General features: G+C 68.7%; 18 protein-coding genes. 10 read left to right on the plus strand and 8 right to left on the minus strand.

All coding sequences use genetic code 11. The annotated features are described in order from the left end of the window. Positions 1-3: 3 nt before the first annotated feature. On the plus strand, positions 4-540 hold the full coding sequence (locus tag FVQ98_RS03615) for a phosphatase PAP2 family protein (protein ID WP_147912059.1): 537 nt from the start codon (positions 4-6) through the stop codon (positions 538-540). Between the two features lie 9 nt (positions 541-549). On the opposite strand, the gene pyk is transcribed toward FVQ98_RS03615, so the two are convergent. The 5 genes from pyk to FVQ98_RS03640 form a co-directional block, all read right to left on the minus strand. Further along, entirely contained in the window at positions 550-1,983 is a 1,434-nt protein-coding gene (pyk, locus tag FVQ98_RS03620) for a pyruvate kinase (RefSeq protein ID WP_147912060.1), read from the minus strand. Positions 1,984-2,196: 213 nt separating this feature from the next. Then, a complete protein-coding gene (locus tag FVQ98_RS03625; protein ID WP_222707549.1) occupies positions 2,197-3,765 on the minus strand; it encodes a phospholipase D family protein in 1,569 nt (522 codons plus the stop codon). A gap of 78 nt (positions 3,766-3,843) precedes the next feature. After that, complete coding sequence (locus FVQ98_RS03630; RefSeq protein ID WP_147912062.1) at positions 3,844-5,037, minus strand: phosphoglycerate kinase; 1,194 nt, start codon at positions 5,035-5,037, stop codon at positions 3,844-3,846. A 184-nt stretch (positions 5,038-5,221) separates the two neighbouring features. Continuing rightward, complete coding sequence (locus FVQ98_RS03635) at positions 5,222-6,217, minus strand: Bug family tripartite tricarboxylate transporter substrate binding protein (protein ID WP_147912063.1); 996 nt, start codon at positions 6,215-6,217, stop codon at positions 5,222-5,224. Between the two features lie 60 nt (positions 6,218-6,277). Further along, on the minus strand, positions 6,278-7,903 hold the full coding sequence (locus FVQ98_RS03640; RefSeq protein ID WP_255507613.1) for a long-chain-fatty-acid--CoA ligase: 1,626 nt from the start codon (positions 7,901-7,903) through the stop codon (positions 6,278-6,280). Between the two features lie 253 nt (positions 7,904-8,156). On the opposite strand from FVQ98_RS03640, the gene FVQ98_RS03645 reads away from it, so the two are divergent. Beyond that, entirely contained in the window at positions 8,157-8,594 is a 438-nt protein-coding gene (locus tag FVQ98_RS03645) for a MarR family winged helix-turn-helix transcriptional regulator (protein ID WP_147912064.1), read from the plus strand. A gap of 127 nt (positions 8,595-8,721) precedes the next feature. On the opposite strand, the gene FVQ98_RS03650 is transcribed toward FVQ98_RS03645, so the two are convergent. Further along, positions 8,722-9,690: a tetratricopeptide repeat protein gene (locus FVQ98_RS03650; protein WP_147912065.1), complete on the minus strand. Its 969-nt coding sequence runs from the start codon at positions 9,688-9,690 to the stop codon at positions 8,722-8,724. A 189-nt stretch (positions 9,691-9,879) separates the two neighbouring features. Here FVQ98_RS03650 and purE point away from each other — a divergent pair, with 189 nt between their 5' ends. The 4 genes from purE (at position 9,880) to FVQ98_RS03670 (ending at position 13,654) form a co-directional block, all read left to right on the plus strand. Next, entirely contained in the window at positions 9,880-10,374 is a 495-nt protein-coding gene (purE, locus tag FVQ98_RS03655) for a 5-(carboxyamino)imidazole ribonucleotide mutase (RefSeq protein ID WP_147912066.1), read from the plus strand. 85 nt (positions 10,375-10,459) lie between these two features. Then, the gene (locus FVQ98_RS03660) at positions 10,460-11,683 is read left to right on the plus strand and encodes a 5-(carboxyamino)imidazole ribonucleotide synthase (RefSeq protein WP_370512911.1); all 1,224 of its coding nucleotides are present in this window, start codon (positions 10,460-10,462) and stop codon (positions 11,681-11,683) included. Further along, complete coding sequence (locus tag FVQ98_RS03665) at positions 11,680-12,672, plus strand: L-threonylcarbamoyladenylate synthase (protein WP_147912067.1); 993 nt, start codon at positions 11,680-11,682, stop codon at positions 12,670-12,672. The genes FVQ98_RS03660 and FVQ98_RS03665 overlap by 4 nt, the downstream gene beginning before the upstream one ends. Positions 12,673-12,739: 67 nt before the next feature. Then, a complete protein-coding gene (locus FVQ98_RS03670) occupies positions 12,740-13,654 on the plus strand; it encodes an SGNH/GDSL hydrolase family protein (RefSeq protein WP_147912068.1) in 915 nt (304 codons plus the stop codon). A gap of 95 nt (positions 13,655-13,749) precedes the next feature. Here the strand turns inward: FVQ98_RS03670 and FVQ98_RS03675 are convergent, their stop codons facing one another. Next, complete coding sequence (locus FVQ98_RS03675) at positions 13,750-14,952, minus strand: SGNH/GDSL hydrolase family protein (protein ID WP_147912069.1); 1,203 nt, start codon at positions 14,950-14,952, stop codon at positions 13,750-13,752. Positions 14,953-15,124: 172 nt separating this feature from the next. Here FVQ98_RS03675 and FVQ98_RS03680 point away from each other — a divergent pair, with 172 nt between their 5' ends. Both FVQ98_RS03680 and FVQ98_RS03685 read left to right on the plus strand, forming a co-directional pair. Continuing rightward, complete coding sequence (locus FVQ98_RS03680; RefSeq protein WP_147912070.1) at positions 15,125-16,201, plus strand: tartrate dehydrogenase; 1,077 nt, start codon at positions 15,125-15,127, stop codon at positions 16,199-16,201. Between the two features lie 233 nt (positions 16,202-16,434). Further along, entirely contained in the window at positions 16,435-16,806 is a 372-nt protein-coding gene (locus FVQ98_RS03685; RefSeq protein ID WP_147912071.1) for a hypothetical protein, read from the plus strand. A gap of 1,073 nt (positions 16,807-17,879) precedes the next feature. Here the strand turns inward: FVQ98_RS03685 and dacB are convergent. Beyond that, on the minus strand, positions 17,880-19,424 hold the full coding sequence (dacB, locus tag FVQ98_RS03690) for a D-alanyl-D-alanine carboxypeptidase/D-alanyl-D-alanine endopeptidase (RefSeq protein ID WP_147912072.1): 1,545 nt from the start codon (positions 19,422-19,424) through the stop codon (positions 17,880-17,882). 98 nt (positions 19,425-19,522) lie between these two features. Between dacB and FVQ98_RS03695 the strand changes: the two genes are divergently transcribed. Further along, complete coding sequence (locus FVQ98_RS03695; RefSeq protein WP_187265612.1) at positions 19,523-20,518, plus strand: DMT family transporter; 996 nt, start codon at positions 19,523-19,525, stop codon at positions 20,516-20,518. A 1-nt stretch (position 20,519) separates the two neighbouring features. Beyond that, positions 20,520-21,257, plus strand: coding sequence for a tRNA (adenosine(37)-N6)-threonylcarbamoyltransferase complex dimerization subunit type 1 TsaB (gene tsaB, locus FVQ98_RS03700; RefSeq protein ID WP_147912073.1), 738 nt, complete (start codon positions 20,520-20,522; stop codon positions 21,255-21,257). Positions 21,258-21,261: the final 4 nt, after the last annotated feature.

Raw genomic sequence — 21,261 nt, forward strand, 5'->3', positions numbered from 1 at the left:
TGTATGCAAGTTTGGGACCGCTCGCTCTTTCTCTGGCTGAACCTTGATCCGGGCGACCCCCACCTCTTCGTCGCCATGGCGATGTTCGCCAGCGAGTGGTTGCCCGATCTGGTCCTGGGCGGCTTGGTCGTCGCCCTGCTGTTGGGCGGCGCCGGCACCCGGCGCGCTCTGCTGCCCGTGGTGGGGGCCATGCTGCTGGCGTGGGCTGGGTCGCAAGCCATCAAGGACATGGTCGTTTCGCCACGCCCCTACCTCATGGGCCTGGGCACCGACTGGCTGGGGCGCGCCGGGGCCAGTGGCTTCCCCAGTACTCACGCCAGCATCGCGCTGGCGTTGGCGGCGGCATCCTGGCTCAACCCGTGGCCGCTGGCGCTGCGCCTGGGCCTGCTGGTGTTGGCCGTTCTGATCGCGTGGAGCCGCGTGGCCCTGGGCGCGCACTTCCCGTCCGATGTTGCAGGTGCGGCCGTGCTGGCCGCAGCCAGCGCCGTGATCGCCCACCAGGCCGTCGCACGGATCGCGCGCCGACGCGTGCGCGCGTGAGCGCGCCGATCAGCCCACCCGACCCATCTTGAGCATGTTGGTGCCACCCGGCGCACCCATGGGTTCGCCGCAGGTGATGGCGTAGACGTCGCCCGGCTCGACCACGCCCTGGCGCTTGAGGTGCGCTTCGGCCTGCGCCAGCGCCTCGTCGCGGTGGGCGCTGGTGTCCATCAGCATCGGGCGCACGTTGCGGTACAGCGCCATTTTGCGCTGGGTGCTGACCTTGGGCGTGAGCGCATAGATCGGGATGCGCACGCGGTGGCGGCTCATCCACAGCGCAGTCGAGCCCGAATCGGTCAGTGCCACGATGGCCTTGGCGCCCAGGTGGTACGCCGTGAACAGCGCGCCCATGGCGATCGACTGGTCGATGCGGCGGAAGGTCTTGCCGGTGAAGTCGGCGTCCAGCTCGACCGGGTCGTGCTCTTCGGCGGCGACGCAGATGGCGGCCATCTCGCGCACCGTTTCCAGCGGGTAGCGGCCGGCGGCAGTTTCGGCGCTCAGCATCACGGCGTCGGTGCCATCCAGCACGGCGTTGGCCACGTCGCTGACCTCGGCGCGGGTGGGCACCGGGTTGGTGATCATGCTTTCCATCATCTGGGTGGCGGTGATGACCAGCTTGTCTTTCTCACGCGCCATGGCGATCATCTTCTTTTGCAGTGCCGGCACGGCGGCATTGCCCACTTCCACCGCCAGGTCCCCGCGCGCCACCATGATGCCGTCGCTTGCGGCCAGGATCTCGCCCAGCCTGGGGATCGCCTCGGCGCGCTCGATCTTGGCGATCAGGTACGGTTTGTGGCCCCATTCCGAGCCCGCCACGTTCGCCAGCTGGCGCGCCATTTCCATGTCGGTCGCGCTTTTGGGGAAGCTCACCGCGAGGTAGTCGGCCTTCAGCCCCATGGCGGTCTTGATGTCCTCCATGTCCTTGCCGGTCAGCGCGGGGGCCGTGAGGCCGCCACCCTGCTTGTTGATGCCCTTGTTGTTGGACAGCTCGCCGCCCAGCTTGACGGTGGTGTGCACGGCGTCGCCGCGCACCTCGGTCACCGTCAGCACGATCAGCCCGTCGTTCAGCAGCAGCGTGTCGCCGGGCTTCACGTCGCGCGGCAGCTCCTTGTAGTCCAGGCCGACGCCGCCCAGGTCGCCCGGCTCCTTGCGCGCAGCGTCCAGCACGAACGCAGCGCCCGGCACCAGCATGACCTTGCCTTCGGCGAACTTGCCGACGCGGATCTTCGGGCCCTGCAGGTCGGCCATGATCGCCACCTCGCGGCCCGCGCGCTCACTGACTTCGCGCACCATGGCGGCCCGTTCGATGTGGTCCTGCGCGGTGCCGTGGCTGAAGTTCAGGCGCACCACGTTCACCCCCGCGCGGATCATCTCCTCCAGCAAGGCCGGGTCGCTGGAGGCGGGGCCGAGGGTGGCGACGATTTTGGTGGCGCGGTAGTTCATGGCGGGGCGAATCCTTGGCTGACTGGTCTGAAGCGGGCGGTGCCGGCGCAGCGGCGCGAATCGGCCATTCTGGCATGCCCGCGCGGCAACGCCTTGACAGCGGACCCGGCCGCAGCACCGGTACTGCGACGCACAACTCCATCGGCCTCCAGCGCTACACCCACCTGCGCAGGCAGCTTCTCTTTCAATAGCAAAAAGCGCGCCGCAGCACCCCTACAGCTGCGACTCCAGCGGCAGCCAGCTCATCAACCAGACCAGCAAGCGCAGGCCCGGGCCGCTTTCCGGCTCGTGACGCCAAGCCCGCCCGCCCTCGCCTTCCGTCCAGCGCAGGCCGCCGTCCTGCGGGTCCAGCTCGATCTTCCAGGCCGACGCGGGGCGGGCACCCTGCTCGAACATCTGCTGCACCTCGGCGGCCAGCGCCGGGTGGTCGAAGACAACGCCCATCTCCGTGTTCAGCTGGGCCGAACGCGGATCGAAATTGAATGAGCCAACAAACCCACGCTGTCCGTCCACCACGAAAGCCTTGGTGTGCAGGCTGGCCCCGCTGGAGCCGAGCAGTTCGCGGTTGGTCTTGGCCTGGCCGGGGCGCAATTCGTACAGCCCGACGCCGTTGCGCAGCAGCGTTTCGCGGTAATTGCGGTAGCCGGCGTGCACCAGCGGCACGTCGTTGGCCATCAGCGAATTGGTGAGCACGCGCACCTGCATGCCGCGCTGCGCCTGGCTGCTCAACATCATGGCGCCGCCGTCACCGGGCACGAAGTAGGGCGAGATGATCCAGCTGCCCCGCTGGGCCGAAAACAGCAGCGCCATCACGTCGTACAGCAGCCAGGACGCGGTTTCGCGCCGGCTGGCCACGGCCGAGGCCTTCTCGGGCGGGTCGGACAGCACGCGGATGCTGGGCGACCAGTGGAGCGCGAGCTGCCCGCCGGTCAGTTTTTGCTGCAGGTCATCGCGCTCGGCCAGCGCCTTCACCCACGGCGTGGACGCGGCTTCGGTCAGCCATTGCGCGCGCTGCTGGGCGAATTGCTCGGGCGTCCAGCGCGGCGGCGCGCTGTGCAGCGCCGCCAGCGGCACCACGGCGGCCGAATTCCAGAAGCGGTCGAAGATCTCGCTGGTCTGGGCCACCGCCGGGCCCAGCAGCAGCAGGTCGGCGTCCTGAAAGTTCTTGTCGTCGGCCGCGTCAAAGTACTCGTCGCCCACGTTGCGCCCGCCCACCACGGCCAGGCGGTTGTCGGCGATCCAGGCCTTGTTGTGCATGCGGCGGTTGAAGCCGACAAAGCGCAGGCCCATTTCGACCGCGCGCAGGATGCCGCCATCGCGGTTGCGCCCGGGGTTGAACAGCCGCACCTCCAGGTTCGGGTGCGCGTCCATCGCACGCAACGCGTCGTCCATGCCGTCGACGTTCATGTCGTCGATCAGCAGGCGCACGCGCACGCCCCGTTCGGCGGCGGCCATCAGCTCGTGTTCCAGGAGCTTGCCGGTGAGGTCGTGCCGCCAGATGTAGTACTGCACATCCAGGCTGCGTTCGGCCATGCGCGCGGAATGGCCGCGCGCCGCAAACGCCTGCACCGCGTCGTGCAGCAAGGCCGCGCCGCTGGCGCCAGCCGGGTGCTGGTCCAGCACCGACTGCGCCAGCCGATCCAGCAGGGTCGCTGCGGGCGCCGCCGGCAGCGCCGACGATGGCGCACCGCGCGCGCTGGCGGCAAAGCGGCCCCAGGACCACATCGCCAGCACCGACAGCAGCGCCAGCACCACCACCGCAAGAAGCACCCAGCGCCACATCGGTTTTCTCATCCCAATCAGCTTATCGCCCTACAACCACCAGCGCAAGCAGCTACCCTATTTGTAGCGTTTTCGCACTCATCCTGCGGCGCGTCTGGCGAGGATCTCGAAGGCCGGCAGGGTCTTGCCCTCCAGCACTTCCAGGAAGGCGCCGCCGCCGGTCGAGATGTAGCCCACGTCTTTCTCGATACCGTACTTCGCAATGGCCGCCAGCGTGTCGCCGCCGCCGGCGATGCTGAAGGCGGGCGACGCGGCAATGGCTTCGGCGATCGCCTTCGTGCCACCGGCAAATTGGTCGAATTCGAACACGCCGACCGGGCCATTCCAGACGATGGTGCCCGCCTTCATCAGCTGCGCGGCCAGGCGCGCGGCGGTGTCGGGGCCGATGTCCAGGATCATGTCGTCGGGCCCAACGTCGGCCGCGGCCTTCACCGTGGCCTTGGCGTCGGCCTTGAATTCGGTGGCGACCACCACGTCGGTCGGGATCGGCACATCGGCGCCGCGCGCCTTCATGGCAGCCATCACGGCCTCGGCCTGGTCGACCAGATCCGGCTCGGCCAGGCTTTTGCCGATCGGCAAACCCGCCGCCAGCATGAAGGTGTTGGCGATGCCGCCGCCCACGATGAGCTGATCGACCTTGTCGGCCAGCGACTGCAGGATGGTCAGCTTGGTGCTCACCTTGCTGCCGGCCACGATGGCGACCAGCGGGCGCTTCGGGTTGGCCAGGGCCTTGGTGATGGCGTCGATCTCGGCCGCCAGCAGCGGGCCGGCGCTGGCCACGGGGGCAAACTGGGCGATGCCGTAGGTCGTGCCCTCAGCGCGGTGGGCGGTGCCGAAGGCGTCGTTCACGTAGATGTCGCACAGCGCGGCCATCTTGCGCGCCAGCTGCTCGTCGTTCTTCTTCTCGCCCTTGTTCAGGCGGCAGTTTTCCAGCAGCACCACCTGACCGGGCGCGACCTGCACGCCGTCGACCCAGTTCTGCACCAGCGGCACTTCGCGGCCCAGCAGCTCGCCCAGGCGCTGGGCGACGGGGGCCAGCGAATCCTCGGGCTTGAACTCGCCTTCGGTCGGGCGGCCCAGGTGGCTGGTCACCATGACGGCGGCCCCGGCCTGAAGCGCCATCTGGATGGCCGGCACGCTGGCGCGGATGCGCGTGTCTTCGGTGATGCGGCCGGCGTCGTCCTGCGGCACGTTCAGATCGGCGCGGATGAACACGCGCTTGCCCTTGACGGCACCCTGTGCGCACAGGTCGGCGAATCGGATCACTTGCATGGGAGGATTTTTCCTGGAGTCGTTGAAAGACGGCGGGCCGCGCGGTGCGGCCCTGAACGGGATGATTATAAAAACCGCGCCGTCTCGCTATAAATAGCAGAGCTTGCCGCGCACCATCCACCTGGCTTTCAGGCTCTTTTCATGCCTCATCTTGACAGCCAGGCGCCGAGCCTGACGCGGCAGCTCAGTTGTCGGCCGAGAAGCCGATGCGCTGGATGATCGGCGCCCAGCGCGTGCTGGCCTGCTGCAGCGCGGCGTTCAGCTCGTCGGGGCTGCTGGGCGCGGCCACCATGCCGAACATGGTCAACGTCTCTTTCAGCTCTGGCTGCACCAGCACCTGGCGCAGCGCCGTGTTCAGCGCCTTGACCGTGGCGGGCGGTGCCTTGGCGGGCAGGTAAAAGCCGTACCACTCGGTCAGCAACACGTCCTTGTAGCCCTGTTCGGCAAACGTGGGCACGGTGGGCGTGAATTCGTTGCGCGTCAGGCCGGAGGTGCCCAGGATGCGCACTTTTCCTTCGGGCAGGTAGCGCAGGAACTCGCCCACCGGGCTGATCATGGCCGGCAGTTGCCCGGCGATCAACTCGGGCATGGCGGCGGTGGTGCCGCGGTAGCCGACGTGCGTCAGCGGCACGCCAGACGCGCGGCTGAGCTCCGCACTCAGGAAGTGCAACGTCGACCCCGTGGCTGGCGAGCCGACGTTGGCCTTGCCAGGGTTGGCCTTGGCCCAGGCCAGGAACTGCGGCACGGTCTTGACCTCGGCCGGAACGCCGGCACCCACGGCCAGTGCGGCATCAAACGTCACGCCCATCGACACCGGCACGATGTCGGTGCTGATGTTGTACGGCAGGTTCTTGTAGGTGTGCGGGTAGATGCCCAGCATCGACATGGGCGTCAGCAAGATGGTCTTGCCGTCGGCCGCGGCGCCCTTGAGCGCCGCCACCGCGAGCTGACCGCCCGCGCCGGTGCGGTTTTCGACAATGACCGACTTGGCGTACAGCGGCGCCAAACGCTCGGCCACGCGGCGCGCCAGCACGTCGGGCGTGCTGCCCGCCGGAAAGCCGACCACGATCTTGGCGTTGTCCACGGCAGCGGTTTGTGCCTGCACGGCGGTCCAGGGCGTCAGGGCGAGCGCGCACAGCGCGGCAGCACCCAGCCACCCGCGTCGGGGGATGCGGTCCATGAGAAAGTCTCCTAGGGTTGTCGAAAGAGGTGACCCGAAGGCCGTCAACCGGCGTTCAGGTCAGTCGGCGCCGCCGGCAAACTGCTTGCGCAGCTCATTTTTCTGCACCTTGCCGGTGCCGCCCACCGGCAGGCTGTCGAGGAACATCACGTCGTCGGGCACCCACCACTTGGCGACCCGCTCGACCAAGAAGTCCAGGATGTCCTGCTTTTCCACGCTCTGGCCCGGTTTGCGCACGATGAACAGCAGCGGGCGTTCGTCCCACTTCGGATGCTTGACGCCAATCACCGCCGCCATGGCAACGGCGGGGTGGCCAGCGGCGGCGTTTTCCAGATCGATCGAGCTGATCCATTCGCCGCCGCTCTTGATCACGTCCTTGGTGCGGTCGCGAATGGTCAGCACGCCGTCGGCGCTGATGGTGGCGATGTCACCCGTGGGGAACCAGCCATTGATGAGCGCGGTTTTGTCGGATTTGAAGTAGCGCTCCATGATCCAGTGGCCGCGCACCATCAGCTCGCCCTGCGCGATGTCGTCGCGTGGCAGCGTCTGCCCGTTTTCATCGACCACCTTGATCTCGATGCCCGATACCGGTTTGCCTTGACGGGCGACGATGGCTTGGCGCTCGTCGGCTGGACGCGCCAGGTCGCGTCGGCTCAAGACGCTGAGCGTGGCCACCGAGGTGGTTTCCGTCATGCCCCACCCGTGGCGCACTTCCACGCCATAGGTGTCGACGAATTTGCCGATCAGTGCCTTGGGCATGGCCGAGCCGCCCACCAGCGTGCGCTTGAGGTAATTGAAGCGTGCGCCTTGCTGGTCGACATGCTGCAGCAAACCCATCCAGATAGTCGGCACGCCAGCGGCCAGCGTGACCTGTTCGGCCTCCATCAGCTCGTACAGGCTGGCGCCGTCCAGCTTGGGCCCGGGCAGCACCAGCTTGGCGCCACCAACGAGCGCCGAGTAGGGGATGCACCAGGCGTTGATGTGGAACATCGGCACCACGGGCAGCACCGCCTCCTGCGCCGACAGGTTGAGTACGCCGCCCATACAGGAAGTGGTGGCGTTCAGGAAGATGCCACGGTGCGAATACAGCACGCCCTTGGGGTTGCCAGTGGTGCCCGAGGTGTAGCAGAGCGCCGCGCCCGAGGTCTCATCCAGATCGGGCCAGTCGAACGCTGTCGACTCCGGGGCGATCAGTGCGTCGTAGCACAGGACTTCAGGGCCGCCCTCGATCACCGGCGTGTGCTCGGCGTCGCTCAGGCACACCCAGGCCTTCACCTTCGGGCAATGCGGCGCGATGGCCTTGACCAGCGGCGCGAAGGTGCTGTCGAACAGCACCACCTCGTCCTCAGCATGGTTGATCACGTAGGCCAGTTGGTCTGGGTGTAGGCGGGGGTTGCAGGTATGGATCACCATGCCACTGCCCGAGACGGCGTAGTAGGCCTCGACGTGGCGGTGGTTGTTCCAGGCGATCGAGCCGACCATGCCGCCCGGAGTCACGCCCAGGCGCTGCAGCGCGTGCGCCAGCTGCGCGGCGCGCGCACCCATCTCGGCGAAGGTGTAACAGAACAGCGGACCATGGGTTTCGCGCGAGACGATTTCCTGGTCGCCGAAATGCGTCATGCCGTGCTTCAGGATGCTGGAGATCAGCATCGGGCGGAACATCATCAAACTGGGGGCGGCAGACATGGGCAGCAGGCTCCTTGAAATTGGTCGTTCGTCGGCGGGCGCTGAGCGCGTCGCAATTCCAGACGGCGGGGTTGGCTGAAGAACCAGGCGCCGACGCGCGAGCGCAGGTTAACGTCAACCTCACTTGACACACCGCATTCTGTCGCGGGTCGACTTCTTGTCAACACCAATTGACGTTCTGCGGCCGGGGATTTACCCTGAAAGGCGCCACGTTGGCTGTGGCTTGCACCGTTCACTCGCTCGATTCGCCCTGATGCCTCATCCACCCGCTCTTCTCCGCAACCTGCTGTTCCAGCGCTCCGCCTGGTTCGAGACACGCGTGGTCGAACGCGCGCGCATCAACGGCTACGAACACATCACCCCGGCGATGGCCCGCATGTTCGGACATATGTCGCACCGCCCGATCGGCCTGTCCGAACTGGCCCGGCGCCTGGGCATCAGCCGCCAAGCCGTGCACAAGTGCGCGTCCGACGCCGCTCGCCACGGGCTGGTGGAGTTTCTGCCCGACCCTGCCAATGGCCGCGTCGTGCGCGTGCAGTACACCGCAACCGGCCGCGACATGGAGGCGCTGGCGCTCAGCGATTTCGGAGGCATCGAGCGAGAGCTCGCTGAGCGCATTGGCAGCGAAGCGGTCGACGAACTCAAGCGCTTGCTGGCGCTGGATTGGGAAGACGGCACCGCTGGCCGGTGAATGGTCAGGCGGACCGGAACCCGTTGGCGTGGTGGATTCGCTTGATCGCCGTGCACCGCATCGCGCACCGCGGCCCTCATGAAAAAGCCCCGCTTCTGCGGGGCTTTGCGCAGGCGCGGACGCCGAATCAGTTCAGCGCCATGCTCAGCTTGCGCCGGTAGCTCGACAACAGCTCGGCCTGCGGGTCTTCCTGCTTGGCGGCTTTGCCGGTGAGCTCGATCCCGCCGGCGGTCTTGCCGTCGGCGCCCGCGCCGGCCTTGGCGGGCGGCGGAGTCAACAGTTCCAGAATGGCCACATAGGCCTTGCGCGCGGCCTCGTCGTTCCACTTTCGGTCGCGCATGATGATTTCCAGCAGCTCGTCCATGCTGGCCGTCCATTGGCCTTCGGCCATCAGCGCCTGGGCCTTGGCGAAGCGGGTGTCGAAGTCGCGCTTGTTTTCGGCAATCTTGGCGTCGAACTGCTCCACCGTCCAATTGCCGCGGTCGTCCTTTTCGACGAACTCGCGCGCGTCGAGCCAGCGGCGCAGTGCGTCAAAGCGCAGCGGACGCGGTTCGCGCCTGAGCGGCTCTTCCAGCACGGCGGCGGCCTCTTCGTACGCGCCGGTCGAAATCAGCAGGCGCACGTAGTCGGCGCGGGCGTCGTCGTTGCCCGGGTCTTGCGCGACGGCGTCGGCCAGCTTGGCGAGCGCCGCGTCGGTGTCGCCGGACTGCAGCAGGGCCTCGGCCTCATCGACCTCGGCCTCGGCCGTCAGCGCGCCTTCGCTCGGTACGTGCTTGTTGAGGAATTCGCGCACCTGCGCGGCCGGCAGCGCGCCGACGAAGCCGTCGACCGGCTGACCGCCCTTGAACAGCACGCAGAACGGGATGCTGCGCACCCCGAACATCTGCGACAGCTGGCCGGCCAATTCCTTGACCTTGTCGGCGTCGAGCTTGGCCAGCACGAAGCGCCCGGCGTACTCGACCTCCAGCTGCTCCAGCACCGGGCCAAGCTGCTTGCACGGGCCGCACCACTCGGCCCAGATGTCGACCAGCACCGGCACCTGGGTGGAGGCCAGCATGACCTCGGTTTCGAAGTTTTCTAGGGTGACGTCAATCATCGGGCGTATCTGAGGGCAAAATCTAAAGGTTCCAGCCCCCTGTGGCGCTGCGCGCCTTCCTCTGGGGACAACGCCGTTGGCCGGCGCGTGTCCGCCCAAGGCATTCGCTGGGGACGCTGGGGTTGAACATCCCGAGAATACCTAATTAAAGTGGCGCCGCCGCCTGCGGCGCTGCACGGACGCAAAGCGATGACTTCTCCCTTGATCGGCGTGGTGATGGGTTCCAGCAGCGACTGGGACACGATGCAGCATGCCGTGCAGATCCTCACCCAGTTCGGCGTTCCGCACGCCGCGCAGGTGGTGTCGGCGCACCGCATGCCGGACGACATGTTTGCGTACGCAGAAAGCGCGCAGGGGCGCGGCCTGCGCGCCATCATCGCGGGCGCGGGCGGCGCGGCGCACCTGCCGGGCATGCTGGCGGCCAAGACCGTGGTGCCAGTGCTGGGCGTGCCGGTGGCCAGCCGCCACCTGCAGGGCGTGGACTCGCTGCACTCCATCGTGCAGATGCCCAAGGGTGTGCCGGTGGCCACCTTTGCCATCGGCGCGGCCGGCGCGGCCAACGCGGCGCTGTTTGCCGTGGCGATGCTGGCCAGCGGCGACCCCGCGCTGCGCCAGAAGCTGGAAGCCTTCCGCGCCGACCAGACCGCCGCCGCGCGCGCGATGGCGCTGCCGCCGGCGGCTTGATTGGCACCTGAATTACTCCGTTTTTTATAGCTGCTCGCGCAGACTCCCGTAGCGCCAGAGCCCGATTTGACTTAAAAAAACCACCGTGTCCCAGACTCCCACCCAAACCACCTTGCCCCTGCTGCCCGGCCCCTTGAGCGATGGCAGCATGGCCACCCTGGGCGTTCTGGGCGGGGGCCAACTGGGGCGCATGTTCGTGCACGCGGCGCAGGCGCTGGGCTATGAAACCGTGGTGCTCGACCCGGACGCCGGCAGCCCCGCCGGCCACGTCAGCCAGCATTTCATCCACGCCGACTACCGCGACGCGCAGGCCCTGCGCGACCTGGCCACGCTGGCCGGCGCCGTCACCACCGAGTTTGAGAACGTGCCCGCCGAATCGCTGGCCGCGCTGGCCGCCGACCGGCCGGTCTCGCCGATGGCCGATTGCGTGGCCATCGCCCAGGACCGCATCCGCGAAAAAGCGCACTTCACCCGCTGCGCGGCGGCGGGCGGCGTGGCGCCTGCGCCCTACGCGGTGATCGAATCCGAGGCCGACCTGGCCGACGTGCCCGACGCGCTGCTGCCCGGCGTGCTGAAGACCGCGCGCCTGGGCTACGACGGCAAGGGCCAAGCCCGTGTCGCCACGCGCGACGAACTGGCCGCCGCCTGGCAGCAGATGGGCCGTGTGGCCTGCGTGCTGGAACAACTGCTGCCGCTGGCCGCCGAATGCTCGGTGATCGTCGCGCGCGGTCGTGACGGCCAGGTCGTCAGCCTGCCGGTGCAGCGCAACCTGCACCGCGACGGCATTCTGGCCGTGACCGAGGTTTTTGAAGACAATGTGCCGCCTGCCCTAGCCCAACAAGCGCGGGCAGCTACCGAACAGATAGCAACCGAGCTGGGTTATGTGGGCGTGCTGTGCGTCGAATACTTCGTGCTGCAGGACGGCCGCCTGGTCGTCAACGAAATGGCGCCGCGCCCGCACAACAGCGGCCACTACACGGTGGACGCGTGCGACGTGTCGCAGTTCGAGCTGCAGGTGCGCACCCTGGCCGGCCTGCCGCTCACGGCGCCGCGCCAGCACAGCGCGGCCGTCATGCTGAACCTGCTGGGCGACTTGTGGTTTGACGTGGTCGATGGCGAAGACGTGCCGCGCACGCCGCCCTGGCCGGCGCTGCTGGCCCTGCCCGGCGCGCACCTGCACCTGTACGGCAAGGCCGAGGCGCGGCGCGGCCGCAAGATGGGCCACCTCACGTTCACCGCCGCCGACGCGGCCAGCGTGCGCGCCACCGCGCAGCAGGCCTGCGCGCTGCTCGGGCTGGAGGCGTTTTGATCCTGCCGGGCGACGCCCCCGCCAGCATCGCCGCCGCGGTCGACGCGCTGACCGCTGGCCAGTTGGTCGGCCTGCCCACCGAAACCGTCTATGGCCTGGCCGCCGACGCCGGTAACGACACCGCCGTGCACGGCATCTACGCCGCGAAGGGCCGCCCGGCCGACCACCCGCTGATCGTGCACGTGGCCGACGCGCAGGGCGTGGCCGCCTTTGCCGCCGACGTGCCGGCGTTCGCTCAAAGGCTGATCGACGCCTTCTGGCCCGGCCCGCTGACCCTGATCCTGCCGCGCCGACCCGGTGTGGCCAACGGCGCCGCGGGCGGGCACGCCACCATCGGCCTGCGCTGCCCGGCGCACCCGGTGGCGCACGCGCTGCTGGCGGCGGGCGCCGCGCGCGGCATTGCTGGCCTGGCCGCGCCCAGCGCCAACCGCTTTGGCCGCATCAGCCCGACCACCGCCGCGCACGTGGCGCAGGAATTCGGTGACGATTTGCTGGTGCTGGACGGCGGTGCCTGCCAGGTCGGCATCGAATCGACCATCATCGACTGCACCCGCGGCGCGCCGGTGCTGCTGCGCCCTGGGCAGATCGACCGCACCCGCATCGAGCAGGTGGCGCGCGCCCGCTTGCTATCTAAAGAAGAGCTGTCAGAGCCCGACCCACAAGCGCCTGGCACGCTTCTGGCCCACTATGCGCCGCGCGCCAAGCTGCGCCTGATGAACGCGCGCGAGCTGCGCACCGGCCTGGAACTGCTGGGCGCCGACGCGAAAAACATCGCCGTGTGGGCGCGCGCACCGCTGAAGTCCGCCTCCAGCCAGCTCATCCTGCGCCGCATGCCGGACGACGCCGACACCGCCGCGCAGCAGCTGTTTGCCGTGCTGCGCGGCTTTGACGATGCTCAGGTCAAGCTGATCTGGGTCGAAACCCCACCGGGCGACGCGGCTTGGGACGGCGTGCGCGACCGCTTGGCGCGCGCCGCCGCGTCGGCCTGAAACCCGCGCCCAACCGCGGTCTGGCGCCCTCGTTAAACTACGTGCCCAGCAATTGGAGATGTCTGACATGAAAGCTTCCTGGACTCGACGCGCCACGCTGGCGCTGGCCACCGCCGGTGCCGCCACCCTGCTGGCCGCCTGCGGCGATGGCTCGGTCGTCTCGGACCTCAAGCCCACGCGCTTTATCACGGTGGGCGACAGCTTTGCCGACGTGGGCCAGACGGGCAGCAAGTTCACCGTGAACGATGGCACCAACAACTGGGTGCAAGAACTGGCGGCCCACTACAACCAGACCGTAGCCCCCGCATCGGCCGGTGGCTGGGGCTATGCGCAGGGGTACGCGCGCGTGGAAGCGCCCGACACCTCCAGCGGCACCAACACCCCGAGCGTCAGCCAGCAGATCGACACCCTGCTGGCGCGCACCCCCATGCAGGACGGTGACGTGATGATGCTCAACGGCGGCATGCACGACATCGTGGCCGCGGTCGAAGCCAACGGCATCTCCGACGCCACCACCCAAGCCGTGCAGGCCGCCGGCAAGGCCATGGCCGCCCAGGTGCGCCGCGTGGTGAATGCCGGCGCCACGCACGTGGTCGTGACCGGCGTGCAGAACATGGGCCTCACGCCCTGGGCGCTGCGCCGCGGCGAGAAAGACGCGATCGAGCGCCTGTCGTACGCCTTCAACGACCAGTTGCTGATCAACATCGCCGACATGGGCGCCACCGTGCTGTACTTCGACGCGGCGCTGTTCTTCAACCTGATCAACAACAAGCCGGACGGTTACTCCATCGACAACGAGAAGGACCCGGCCTGCACCACCCCGGACGCCAGCACCTGCACGCCGAGCACCATCGTGCCGAACGCGGACTACAACCGCTACATGTACGCGGACCTGCTGAACTTCTCGCCCAAGGTTCAGCGCAACTTCGTCAGCCGCGACTACAGCGAGAACGTGTACGACAAGTTCAAGAACCGCTGGTAAGCCCTGCCAGGCGAGGGGTTGTCTGCGACCGCCAACCGACCCTTCCGAACAAAAAAGCCGGCGCATGCGCCGGCTTTTTCATGCGTCTGGCCGGTTTACAGCCAGTCGGCGCCGTCCAGCGCCTCGATCACCTGGTCGGCCATCAGCGCGTGCCCATAGGGCGTGGGGTGGAAGCTGTCGGCAAACATGAAGCGTTCCCACCAGCTGCGGCCCGCCGGCGCGCCGGGCGGCGGCGTCGTGCCGGACAACGCATCGGCCGTGCAGTCGACGAATTCGCGCTTGGGCAGCACCGTCACGCCGTCGGCGCCACACACCGGGAGCGTCACGTTGGTCAGGCCATAGGCCGAAGGTCGGACCATGAAGTCGGTGAAGCGACCGGCCACGTCAATGACTTTCACGCGGGCGTCGCCGGCCAGGTTGGCCGACAGGCGCTGGTTGAAGGCGTCGACCCAGCCCTTGAACAGGCCTTCGGCTTGGGCCCGCGCTGCGGCGCCGGGGCCTCCGCCGCCCGCGGCCTGCGCGATCATGTCGAGCACGCCCTGGAAGCGCGGCGTGTAGGTGATGGTGGGCATGTTGGCCACAACCACATGCTGCGCGCCCTTGTCCAGCGCGCTGCTGCGGATCTCGGCGGCAAAACCGTCGGCCAGCGCCTGCATGTACATGCCGCCCGCGGTTTCCATGCCGTTGGGCTGCGCCAGCACCTGGGCCAGCGCCTGTTCGGAAACCTGGGTGCGCAGCAGCGCCAGGTACTTGACGCCCTTGTCGGCCGCCGCGCCCAGGTAGGCGCCGACCACATCGGCCGCGTCGTTGCCGCCACCATCGATCAGCAGCAGGTCGCCCTTGGCCCAGCCGCGCGCTGCACCGTCCTGCAACTGCTTCTTGATCGACAGCGGTGCCAGCGCACCACCGCTGTCCAGCGGGTTGTTGATGCGTCCGCCGCCGATGGCGTAGTTGGTGCAGCCGGCCTTGGGGTTGGCACCGAAGCTGGTGCCGTTGAACTTGTAGACCGGGCATTGCGCGCCCAGGCCATAGGCCGCGGTGACGTGTTCCACCCACAGCACCGTGGGCTCGTTGCGCGTGGCCTGCACAGTGAAGGTGCGGCTCATGCCCGGCAGGCCTGCAAAGGTGCCGCTGTCACTCAGCGAGTCGCCAAACACCTTCACAGCGGTGATGCCCAAGGGGTTGGTGTCGTTGTCGTCACTGCCGCCGCAGGCGGCCAGGGCGAGCGAGGCCGCCACGACGAGCGCAAGGGGTTGCCAGCGGCGCACGGTTGTGCGGGGCAGGGTATGCAAATCCATGAAAAAGTCTCCGGCGAAGTGAGGGGAGGGGCTTGTGACCAAGTGTCGGCAGTCTAGCGTTCGCCCTTGTGCATAGGCAACGCGTGCATACCCGTGGCCGCGCGAAATGGCGTGCCGGGTGCGATGAGCGCCAGCCGTTAAGCTCGGCCTGTTCGATCAGGAGATTTCGCCCATGCCCGCCCCCGCCCCCCGCCCCCACCGCATCGCCGTCATCCCGGGCGATGGCATCGGCAAGGAAGTCATGCCCGAGGCGCTGCGTGCGCTGGATGCGGTGCAGCGCAAGTTCGGCGTGCCACTTGAGCTGGTGCCGATCGATTGGGCGAGCTGCGACCACTACGCCAAGACGGGCGAGATGATGCCGCCCGACTGGAAGAACCAGCTGTCGGGCATGGACGCGATCCTGTTCGGCGCCGTGGGCTGGCCGGCCACCGTGCCGGACCATGTGTCGCTGTGGGGCAGCCTGCTGAAGTTCCGGCGCGAGTTCGACCAGTACATCAACCTGCGCCCGGTGCGCCTGTTCGACGGCGTGCCCTGCCCGCTGGCCGGGCGCAAGCCGGGTGACATCGACTTTCTGGTGGTGCGCGAGAACACCGAGGGCGAATACACCAACCTGGGCGGCGTGATGTACGCTGGCACCGAGCGCGAAATCGTGCTGCAGGAAACGGTGATGAGCCGCCACGGCACCGACCGCGTGCTGAAGTTCGCCTTCGAGCAGGCCGCCGCGCGCCCGCGCCAGAAGCTGGACGTGGCCACCAAGAGCAACGGCATCGCCATCAGCATGCCCTGGTGGGACGGCCGCGCCGACGCCATGCACGCCAACTACCCGCAGATCGCGGTGGAGAAGCACCACATCGACATCCTGTGCGCGCGCTTCGTGCTGCAGCCGCAGCGCTTTGACGTGGTGGTGGCCAGCAACCTGTTTGGCGACATCCTGTCCGACCTGGGCCCCGCCTGCACCGGCACCATCGGCCTGGCGCCGTCCGCCAACCTGAACCCCGAGCGCGCCTTCCCCAGCCTGTTCGAGCCGGTGCACGGCTCCGCGCCCGACATCTACGGCCAGGGCATCGCCAACCCGGTCGCCATGGTGTGGTCGGCCGCGCTGATGCTGCAGTTTTTGGGCGAACAGGCCGCGCACGACGCCATGCTGGCCGCCATCGAACAGGTGCTGGCGCAGGGCCCGCGCACGCGCGACCTGGGCGGGCAGGCCAGCACAGCGGAGATGGGCGCGGCCATTGCCGAGCGCATCTGAGCCCCATCTCCGCTGCTACCTGATGTTACATTTTTGATAGCTGCCTGCGCTGGTGGTTGTAGGGCTAGCGCCATATTTCCATGGTATTTTGAGCACCACCGCGGGCGCCCGGAGCGCTGCGCGGACTGACCCTCACCGCCGTGGCGGCGGGCGACCCGGGCGACACAAGCCTTTTGGCCCGTCACCGCTCATCCCACACCCAGCACCGCTTCTAGACGAAAGGCTCGCTGCCCATGCTGTACCGCACCACCTCCGCCGTCACATTGATGCTCGCCCTGGCCGCCGCCAACAGCGCGTCGGCCCAGACGCCCTCTCCCGCTGCAAGGAGCGCCGAGTTCGATCGCACCTTCGCTGTGATGATGCTGCCCGTGCGTCAGGCGACGCTGAACGCCTGCCTGAAGCACTTCCCGCAAAGCTCGCCGGGCATCCAGGCCGAGTGGAACGCCCAGATGGCCAACCCGGAGCTGAAGGCGCAGACGCAGACGCCGGCGTTCCAGCAGGAAGTGGCCAGCTTCGACCCGAAGATCGCCGAGCAGATGTCGACGCCCACCGGCCGCAAGGAGATGGAAAACGCCTGCCGCGGAGGGATTGGCCAGGGCAAGTGACCCTTCGCACGGCGCGGTGACCGCGCCCTTCACACGCTGACCACCGCTCACCCTCCCAACCGCGTCACCGCACATCATTGCCTACACCCAGACCGCTGAGTTCGCGGTCAAGCGCAAGCAGTACCACGAGGAGCAGCGCGCCGAGGCCGCCAAGCCGGGGCAGGCCCAGAAGCTGGAGGAGCAGTGCGGCCGTCTGCTGAAGTAAGGCTGGCGGCTGGTTTTTAGGGATCGAAAGCCGAACTGGCCCTACGGGGATATGCGCGGGCAGCTATTGAATTTGTAGTCGCTCGTTCGTTGCGCGCTTGTTGGACGTTGGTGTGTGAACGACGTTGGGAGGCCGGGTCTCGGCCCGGCGGCCGAGGCACTTTTCTTTGCTTCGCCAAAGAAAAGTCCCCAAAAGAAAGGCGACCCCACGTCTGCGACCGCGCTGCTGCGCAGCGGGGCAAACCTGCGTCGCGCTTCTGACGGGGTGGGCCGCAGAACTCACTGCGCGCTCTGCGAGCGCTCCGTTCAGACAACCGCGGCCAATCAGTTCACGAAGCGGCTGCATCCTGCGGTGCAGCCGCCACCCCGCCAGAACCACGCCGCAGGCGCAGCCTCAAGGGGTGATGAACAGCCACTCGGGCCATCGCTGCGCTCGGCCGCGAATCCAGGGCCGAGCGCAGCGATGGCCCGGATGGGCTTGCCACCCCTCTGGACGTGCCGAGAAGCGCAGAGCGGGCGGTGGGCGCGGGCACCGAAGGATGCCCGCGCTGCGTGCTCTGACTCGCTGCAGTTGTCTGAGCGAAGCGCCAATGGCGCGAAGCGAGTTCTGCAGCGCCACCGCTCGATCGAGCATCGCAGGTTGCCCCGCAGCGAAGCGCAGGGGACACGGCCAGTGGGGTCGCCTTCTTTTGCCTTCTTTTCTTGGCGAGTCAAGAAAAGAAGGTGCGCCGCCGGGCGCATGTCCCGGCCTCCCAACTTCGGTCAAGCGACAACGCCCAACGAGCGCGCAACGAACAAACCACTACAAATTCAATAGCTGTCCGCGCAGACCACCCTAGGGCCAACGCCTCAAAAGGCACAAAAACCTCTTAAGGCGCATCCCGCACCGCCCACTCCACCAACCGGTCCAACGCCGGCCGCGCTGCCGGCGCGTTGGGGTGGTTGATCAGCCCGACCACCGCGTACTTCGCGCCCGAGCGGCCGTACGCGTAGCCCGCGATCGCCGTCACGTCACGCAGGGTTCCGGTCTTCAGGGTGGCGTTGCCGATGGCGTCGGAATTCGGGTTGCGCGCGCGCAGGCGGCGGGCGGTGCCGTCGATGCCGGCGATCGACAGCGACTGCTCGTACACCGCCGCGTTCGGGCTGCCCGCGGCCTGTTGCAGCAGCGCGGTCAGCGACGCGGCCGTCACGCGCTCGCTGCGCGACAGGCCGGAACCGTTTTCCACCACCGGCGTGGCGCGCACGCCAAAGCGCTGGCGCCACCAGCGCGCCAGGGTGTTGCGCGACTCGGCGAAGCTGCCGTGGCGGTCGCCCGCGGCCGACAGGGTCAGGAACAGCTGCTGCGCCATCACGTTGTTCGAGAACTTGTTGATGTCGGCAATGATCTCGGTCAGCGGCAGTGAAAAGCCGGTGATCAGCGGCTGGCCGGTCACGGCGCGGTCGGCCCATTTGACCTGGCCGGACAGGCCACCGCCGGCGCCGCGCCACATGGCCTCGAACACGCGCGGGGCGTAGCTGGCCGGGTCGACGTAAGCGACGCCCCAGGTTTGTTCGCCGCAGCTGAGCGGGAAGCGCCCACTGAACGTGACCTGGGTGGGCTGGGTGAAGTCGGCCGCCAGGCGCGACTTCCAGTTGCCACAGGCGCCGTTGGCGGCCGGCACCTCGGCCGGGATGGCCACGCCGGCCATGGGCGGCTCGGTTTCGACGCGCACGCGGCGCGTGGCGACGTCGGGGTAGAACTTGAGGATCAGCGCCTTGAAGTTGACCAGCAACCCGTCCGGCCCGACGTTGTAGGGGCGCAGTGGGTCGTCGTCAAAAGCGGCCGCGTCGTGCGGCGGCAGGCGGAACACGCTGTTGTCCAGCAGGATGTCGCCGCGGATCTCGCGCACGCCCTTGTCGCGGATGGCGGCGATCAGCTCCTGCAGGCGCTCGACCACCAATTTCGGGTCGCCGCTGCCCTGGATCAGCAAGTTGCCGTTCAGCACGCCGTTGCTGATGTAGCCCTGGGTGTAGACGCGCGTCTTCCAGAAATAGGTGGGGCCCAGCAAGTCCAGCCCGGCGTAGGTGGTGACCAGCTTCATGACCGACGCGGGGTTCATCGGCACGTCGGGCTGCCAGGCCAGGCGCGGCATCGGCAGCGCAGGGGGCGCGGCGCTGGCGCTGCGCTCGCCAGCCGGAGCGGCGCCGGCCGCTGCGTGACCGACCGCGCCGGGCGGCGGCGGCAGCGGCGCGACAACCATGGCGACGGCACTTTCGGGCACGTTGGCGCGGGTCAGGGCCTGCACCACCTCGGGCGGCAGGACGCCCTGCGCGGCGGCGTGCTGCGCCAGGGCTGCCGGCAGTGCGCCCGCCAGCAGCCAGACCGCCGCGCGCGCTGCACGGCCGCGCGCGAGGGAAACATTCGGTGACTTCATGCGCCCGCAGTCTAATCGCGCGCGGTGTCCGCGCGGCCCGCGCCGGGGGCAAGCCCTACGTCAGCGCTGGGTCGGGCGCCGGCCCGATAATCCCCGCCATGCCCCCCTCTTCGCGCACGCGCGGCATCGCCGCCGCCGTGATCACGGTCTGCATCTGGACCGGCTTCATCGTCATCGGCCGCGCCTCCGCGGGCCACACCCTGCTGCCCTTCGACATCGGCCTGCTGCGCATCCTGGGCGCCAGCGTGGTGCTGCTGCCCTGGGGCCTGTGGCTGACGCGCGCGCGCCGGGGCGACGCGGGCACCTCGCTGGGCGGGCTGTCACCGCTGCCGCTGCGCGTGACGGCGCTGTGCGGCGTCTTCGGCGGGCTGGTGTACGCCATCCTTTGCTACGCCGGGTTTTTCTACGCGCCGGCGGCGCACGCGTCGGTGCTGATGCCCGGCAGCCTGCCGCTGTGGACGGCGCTCCTGGCCGCCGTGCTGCTGCGCGACCACATCACGCCGGCGCGCGCGCTGGGCCTGCTGTGCATCGTCGCGGGCGATTTGCTGGTGGGTGGCGGCAGCCTGCTGGCGGCGCTGGGCGGCGGCGACGTGTGGAAGGGCGACGTGATCTTCATGAGCGCGGCCTTCTGCTGGTCGGTCTACAGCGTGCTGGCGCGCAAGTTCCACCTGGACCCGGTGCAGGCCACCATCGCCATCACCGCGTTCGCCTTCGTCACCTATTTGCCGCTGTTCCTGCTGCTGACGCAGACCGGCGTGCTGCCCACGCGGCTGGGGAGCGCGCCGTGGGGCGAAATCGCCTTCCAGGCGCTGTTCCAGGGCATCGGCTCGGTGGTGATTTCGGGCATTACCTTCGTGCAGATGGTGCGCGCCTTCGGGCCGGTGCGCTCGACCATGATCACCGCGCTGGTGCCCGGCCTGTCGGCGCTGGGCGCGGTGCTGCTGCTGGGTGAGCCGCTGGGCTGGAACCTGCTGGCCGGGTTGGCACTGGTCACGGCGGGCATCCTGTTTGGCGTGCGCGCGGCGCGCCCGGCGCCGTCTGGCGCTACAAATTTGGCAGCTGCCTGCGCAGACCCCTCCAGGGCTGGAGGCTGATTTGACCTCAAAGCCCACCACCCCGCTTCGCCTGCTGGCCTTCGACACCAGCACCGACCGCCTGAGCGTCGCCGTGCAGCACGGCGACCAGCGCTTCACGCAGGACGGCGAAGGCGGCGCGCAGTCGTCGGCCACGCTGATCCCGATGGTGCGCGCGTTGCTGGCGCAGGCCGACCTGTCGCTCAAAAGCCTGGGCGCCATCGTCTTCGGGCGCGGCCCGGGTTCTTTCACGGGCCTGCGCACCGCCTGCGCGGTGGCGCAGGGCTTTGCCTACGGCGCGGGCGTGCCGGTGTTGCCCGTCGACACGCTGCTGGCCGTGGCGCAGGACGCGCGCACGCGCCACGGCGCCACGCAGGTGCTGGCGCTGCTGGACGCGCGCATGAACGAGCTGTACAGCGCCGCGTACCAGGCGGACAACGCCACCGGCGCCTGGCAAACCCTGGGCGACATGCGCGTCGCCCCGCCTGAAGCCCTGCAGCCGCCCGCCGGCGCCACGGCCGCCAGCGGCTGGGTGCTGGCCGGCAACGCTTTTGCCGCCTACGGCGACCGCCTGCCCGCCGCGCTGGCCGACTGGCCGCGGCTGGACGCGCGGCCGACCGCCAGCGCGCTGCTGGACCTGGCGCCGCCGCTGCTGGCTGCCGGCGGCGCGGTGGACGCCGCGCAGGCCCTGCCGCTGTACATCCGCGATAAAGTGGCACAGACCACGGCCGAACGGCTGGCCAACGGCGGCGTGCGCTGAACGC

Source organism: Ottowia flava (assembly GCF_008017535.1).
GTDB classification, from domain to species: domain Bacteria; phylum Pseudomonadota; class Gammaproteobacteria; order Burkholderiales; family Burkholderiaceae_C; genus Ottowia; species Ottowia flava.

Excerpts from the sequence above, each read along its gene's own strand:
- FVQ98_RS03615 (WP_147912059.1), top strand. The coding sequence starts at position 4 with ATGCAAGTTTGGGACCGCTCGCTCTTTCTCTGGCTGAACCTTGATCCG.
- pyk (WP_147912060.1), bottom strand. The coding sequence starts at position 1,983 with ATGAACTACCGCGCCACCAAAATCGTCGCCACCCTCGGCCCCGCCTCC.
- FVQ98_RS03625 (WP_222707549.1), bottom strand. The coding sequence starts at position 3,765 with ATGTGGCGCTGGGTGCTTCTTGCGGTGGTGGTGCTGGCGCTGCTGTCG.
- FVQ98_RS03630 (WP_147912062.1), bottom strand. The coding sequence starts at position 5,037 with ATGCAAGTGATCCGATTCGCCGACCTGTGCGCACAGGGTGCCGTCAAG.
- FVQ98_RS03635 (WP_147912063.1), bottom strand. The coding sequence starts at position 6,217 with ATGGACCGCATCCCCCGACGCGGGTGGCTGGGTGCTGCCGCGCTGTGC.
- FVQ98_RS03640 (WP_255507613.1), bottom strand. The coding sequence starts at position 7,903 with ATGTCTGCCGCCCCCAGTTTGATGATGTTCCGCCCGATGCTGATCTCC.
- FVQ98_RS03645 (WP_147912064.1), top strand. The coding sequence starts at position 8,157 with ATGCCTCATCCACCCGCTCTTCTCCGCAACCTGCTGTTCCAGCGCTCC.
- FVQ98_RS03650 (WP_147912065.1), bottom strand. The coding sequence starts at position 9,690 with ATGATTGACGTCACCCTAGAAAACTTCGAAACCGAGGTCATGCTGGCC.
- purE (WP_147912066.1), top strand. The coding sequence starts at position 9,880 with ATGACTTCTCCCTTGATCGGCGTGGTGATGGGTTCCAGCAGCGACTGG.
- FVQ98_RS03670 (WP_147912068.1), top strand. The coding sequence starts at position 12,740 with ATGAAAGCTTCCTGGACTCGACGCGCCACGCTGGCGCTGGCCACCGCC.
- FVQ98_RS03675 (WP_147912069.1), bottom strand. The coding sequence starts at position 14,952 with ATGGATTTGCATACCCTGCCCCGCACAACCGTGCGCCGCTGGCAACCC.
- FVQ98_RS03680 (WP_147912070.1), top strand. The coding sequence starts at position 15,125 with ATGCCCGCCCCCGCCCCCCGCCCCCACCGCATCGCCGTCATCCCGGGC.
- FVQ98_RS03685 (WP_147912071.1), top strand. The coding sequence starts at position 16,435 with ATGCTGTACCGCACCACCTCCGCCGTCACATTGATGCTCGCCCTGGCC.
- dacB (WP_147912072.1), bottom strand. The coding sequence starts at position 19,424 with ATGAAGTCACCGAATGTTTCCCTCGCGCGCGGCCGTGCAGCGCGCGCG.
- FVQ98_RS03695 (WP_187265612.1), top strand. The coding sequence starts at position 19,523 with ATGCCCCCCTCTTCGCGCACGCGCGGCATCGCCGCCGCCGTGATCACG.